We start from the raw sequence: 4,018 nt of genomic DNA, 5'->3' as shown, positions 1-4,018 counted from the left end.
TCCCCTTCCCCGAGGTCGTCGGCATCATCGTGCACGGGATCAACAGCGGCCTCGTGATCCCCGTCCTCGCCCTCGTCCTTCTGATCCTGTCGTTCTTCGCCAGGATCTCGGGCGCACGACATCGAGGAGATCACCCAGGAGCCGTGACCACAGGCCATCGCTCACCTTGGTTGCCGACACGCGGGATCGAGTGACACATATCGTCACCCAGCCAGGACAGCATGCAAAGGAGATCATCCATGGCTCCACCCAAGACACGTGCCCTTGCCGAGCCCGACCTGTCGGCGTTCCTGCTCGCCCACGCGGGCTTCCGGGTCGAGTTCGGACGCCTAGCCCAGACGCTTACGGCCCCGCGCGATGACCGGCACGCCGCGTTGATCGAGGACCAGGTCGAGTTCGTCCTGTCCTACCTGCATCACCACCACACTGATGAGGACACCTGGGGGTGGCCGCTGCTGCGCACCCGTGCCCCCGCCTCCGCAGCGGTGCTGGCCGCCCTGGAGCGCCAGCACGAACAGATCGACCCGGACCTGGCCGTGGCAGGCGACCGTTCCCAGCCGTCGGCGCGACGTGCCGAGGCGCTGCACCGCCTGCACACCGCGCTGGGACGCCACCTGGACGACGAGGAACGCGACGCCGTCCCCCTCATCCGCGCGCACCTCACCGCCGCCGAGTGGCAGGCCCACGGCATGGACGTCATCCGCGGCTACGACCGCAAGCGGGTGCCGCTGTTGTTCGGCTGGGCCTGCGCCGCCGGCTCACCAGAACTGGTCCGCCAGGCGCTCACCGACTTCCCCGCCCCGATCCGGCTGCTGTTTCGCCTGCGGTGGTGGCCCGCCTACCGCCGCCGCCACACCCGCCTGTACGGAACCCCGCCCCGCCGCCGCCCCGACCGCGCCTAACCCGGAACCGCCGAACACACCGAAGAAGGAGCAACTCGATGATCTCCTGGCGTACCTGTATCGGATTGGCCGCGGCAGCGATCCTGTTGCTATCGGCCACACCCGCCGCCGCAGCCGCCCACACCAACGCCGCTGCCGCTGCCGTCCGGCTCGGCGGCTCGCCACAGAGCTGGGGGCCCCACTATTCCCCTGGCGGAAAGCGGGCCAAGGCGTCTGGCACGGTGACGGCCACCAGCGAGGATCACCACGACATCCCCGCCGCCGGCACCCTGAAGGTATCCGGCAAGGTCCACGATCTGACCCGCGCCTCCGCCGGCTGCGGGTGGGCGGTCTTCGGCATCGCCGTGGTCAACACCGCCGGAAACAAGGTGACCTGGAAGCGGCACCACGAACGCACCTGCGCCTTTGGCAAGCCGAGAACGTTCTCCTTCACCTACCACCGGGTCTACCAGGTCGAGCTCAAGGTGTGCGCCGAACGCCGGGCCGGCGAGCCGTCCATCCAGTGCACCGCAGGCAACCCCGCCTGGAAGACCATCTATCTCTCCCCGCACTGACCACCCTGCATTCCGCCGGGGAGCTCCACCTTCCACCAGAAAGGACCGTTCCGAATGACGCGTCCACCTACCGGAGGCGCTGGCGGATACGCCCGGCCCTCACGACCGAACATCACTCCCGATGCCGATCTCCGATCCGGCTTCCGACCGAAAGGAACGACCATCGTGCGGAAACTCTCGCTTGCGCCTCGTCCCATGCTTCTCCTGGCGGCGCTCGCCCTCACGTGCACCGCGTTGGTGCCCGCCACGAGCGCATCGGCGCAGGCCCCGCTGATCTGGCACGCCGGCTGGTTCGCCAAGACCATGTGCTACCAGGACGCTCGCGAGTTCGCGACATCGGCGCTGACCCGTTACGGCTACCGGAAGGTTTACTCGCCGCCCAACGCCGTCGTCGGCAGCAACGGCTCCACGATCGTGGAGGTGTCGTTCGCGCCGGCCCAGACCAGCTGGTCGCCGAGCAAGTTCTCCAAGGTGTACTTCACGGTGACCGCGACCTCCAACGTGTCCAGGTCGGCAGAACTCGGCCGCAACAATGTCCGCTCGATGATCGTCGCGCAGCGGTACTTCGACACCTGCTGACACCGCCTTTCCTCAACGCTCACCATGATGACCTCCAGCCAACGCGGCTTGAGGCGGTTCGACGTCTCCCTCGCAGGGCGGCGCTGAAGGGCCAGACCTTCATCTCCCACACGGCACCGCATCCAGCACGGTCAGCTCCCGCGCTCGTGGCGCACTTCAAGGAGAACAGAACCGAAGAGCCTGTCGTCGAACGCGGCTCTCTCCGCCCCACCCTGCGTTAACGTCGGATCACTCCAACGGAAGCAATGTAAAAGATGTGGCTGACCCGAGAAGAACAGGCATCGCCGGAGCCGGACCGCGTCGCAAAAGAGATGTCAAGTATCTCGCAAGCAACCGCATCCATCATTAAGGCATGAAAGTTCCGAGCGGGCTGCGGACCTCAAGAATAGGGAGTGCAATCATGGACCGACGAATCTACTTTTCAATGACGGCTACCTTTGCGCTTTCCGCGGCCCTGGTGGGGCTTCCCGCCCATGCCGGCAGCGCCGCAACCGCCACCGCAACATCCACTACGACTTTCACTGCGTGCAACCCCAAGTACAAGCCCTACGGGCTGATCGGTGACAAGTGGCGGGCCGCGGGCGGGGAGGACAGCGTTTTCGGCTGCCCGGCACGCACCGAGTACGGCTTCACCACCAATAAGTCACGCAGACAGGACTTCCGTAACGGCCAGATCGCCTGGGTCCCCGCCCTGGGACCGAAAATGCTGGTCCGAACGTACGAATCCGGCGGCAAGGCCGTCTTCCAGTGGGGGCCGACCGGACGAGACTGGGACTACTTCGAGGTCCGCTACTCATTCGACAACGGAGAGTTCTGGAGATACAAAGTGAAGCGCCGCGACCCATGGAACGGTGGGTTCAGCATATCGTCGGCAGGACCAGGACCAGACCCCACGGTTTGCATCAGCAGCGACGGAGGATCATGCGGCAAAAACCACCATTATTTCTCAGTCCGAGGCTGCGACAGAACTGGAGTCTTCCAGACCAAGACTGAGTGCAGTAAATGGTCACTACCAGGACGGTTGATCACCCCATCATAGTCGTCTCACCCCGCCGATGAGTTCAACGGTTTGTGCGGCTGCCGCCTATACGAAGGGATGGCCCATGGCGGTCTTCAGAAAGCTCATGCACGCCGCAATTCTCGGCAGTGCGCTGGCTGTGGTCGCGGCCTGCGGAGGCGGCGGCTCGGGTGGTGGCCTGCCCGGTGCGGCCCCTGGTGGGGAGAGCTCCGGTAGCAGCGCCAGCTGCAAGTTCCTCACCGAGCAGGAGGTCGCTGAGGTGATCGGCCCGAGTGACGGCGGCCAGCACGACTATGCGCTCGGCGGGTGCGTCTGGACGGCGTCCAGCGCCAAGGGCGGCATCAAAGAGGCGATTTTCGCGTCGGTGCTGCCCCAGGCCCACTATGAGTCCCTGGCCGAGATCGGGGAGCCGGTGAGCGGATTCGTCGACGGCGCCACCTACGCCGAACTGCACGGCGAGCTGTGGTTCCCCTGCCGTAGCGGGGACTATTGCGGGATCAAGGTGAGAACCGCCGGCTCGGATGACCGCCAGGAAATCGCGGTGCGGCTGGCCAAGGCCCTTCAGAGCCGTGTATAGGCCGCTCGGCGCTGGGCTGCTCGCCGAAGCTATCCGAACGCTCGTTGAAGGAACCTGCCTCATGAGAACCGTCAACAAGATCGTCTCGTACGCATCCACATCCGCGCCGAACCGCGCACCGTGTGGAATCTGTCGCGGTCCAGGCAGGGTCGACTGATCCGGCCGGCGCAGGTGCGGGCTAGGCGGGGACCTACGTCACCTTCGGGCGCTGCCAGCAATAACAAGGGGAAATCAGAGCGCTCGGCTCACTGCGGCAGAGCCACTTCCTACGAAGAGCGCACGGCATTTCCGCAACGGGAAAAGGATGGTGTCGTAACAATGCGTCTTTCCATGAGCAGAGTTCTGGTGGTCGCCATCGCCGGGTTATGCCTGGTCGGGTGTGGATCAC

Annotated in this window: 6 protein-coding genes; all 6 read left to right on the top strand. The window is 65.4% G+C overall.

Annotated elements, in window-relative coordinates:
* Positions 1-194: hypothetical protein (locus ITP53_RS56765; protein WP_207757724.1), on the top strand; the 194-nt coding region annotated here is incomplete at its 5' end.
* A 45-nt stretch (positions 195-239) separates the two neighbouring features.
* Positions 240-902, top strand: a complete 663-nt coding sequence (locus ITP53_RS54255) for a hemerythrin domain-containing protein (RefSeq protein WP_195903290.1) — start codon at positions 240-242, stop codon at positions 900-902.
* Positions 903-940: 38 nt separating this feature from the next.
* Positions 941-1,456, top strand: a complete 516-nt coding sequence (locus ITP53_RS54250) for a hypothetical protein (protein ID WP_195903289.1) — start codon at positions 941-943, stop codon at positions 1,454-1,456.
* A 195-nt stretch (positions 1,457-1,651) separates the two neighbouring features.
* A complete protein-coding gene (locus ITP53_RS54245; protein ID WP_195903288.1) occupies positions 1,652-2,035 on the top strand; it encodes a hypothetical protein in 384 nt (127 codons plus the stop codon).
* 400 nt (positions 2,036-2,435) lie between these two features.
* The gene (locus ITP53_RS54240; RefSeq protein WP_195903287.1) at positions 2,436-3,074 is read left to right on the top strand and encodes an LGFP repeat-containing protein; all 639 of its coding nucleotides are present in this window, start codon (positions 2,436-2,438) and stop codon (positions 3,072-3,074) included.
* Between the two features lie 64 nt (positions 3,075-3,138).
* A complete protein-coding gene (locus ITP53_RS54235) occupies positions 3,139-3,630 on the top strand; it encodes a hypothetical protein (protein ID WP_195903286.1) in 492 nt (163 codons plus the stop codon).
* Positions 3,631-4,018: the final 388 nt, after the last annotated feature.

The sequence above is a fragment of the Nonomuraea cypriaca genome (assembly GCF_015645445.1).
GTDB classification, from domain to species: domain Bacteria; phylum Actinomycetota; class Actinomycetes; order Streptosporangiales; family Streptosporangiaceae; genus Nonomuraea; species Nonomuraea cypriaca.
Note: the sequence above shows the minus strand (reverse complement) of the source record. Positions and strands in the feature narration are given on the sequence as shown.

Coding starts and splice junctions, on each gene's coding strand:
- ITP53_RS54250 (WP_195903289.1), top strand. CDS start 941: ATGATCTCCTGGCGTACCTGTATCGGATTGGCCGCGGCAGCGATCCTG.
- ITP53_RS54240 (WP_195903287.1), top strand. CDS start 2,436: ATGGACCGACGAATCTACTTTTCAATGACGGCTACCTTTGCGCTTTCC.
- ITP53_RS54235 (WP_195903286.1), top strand. CDS start 3,139: ATGGCGGTCTTCAGAAAGCTCATGCACGCCGCAATTCTCGGCAGTGCG.
- ITP53_RS54245 (WP_195903288.1), top strand. CDS start 1,652: ATGCTTCTCCTGGCGGCGCTCGCCCTCACGTGCACCGCGTTGGTGCCC.
- ITP53_RS54255 (WP_195903290.1), top strand. CDS start 240: ATGGCTCCACCCAAGACACGTGCCCTTGCCGAGCCCGACCTGTCGGCG.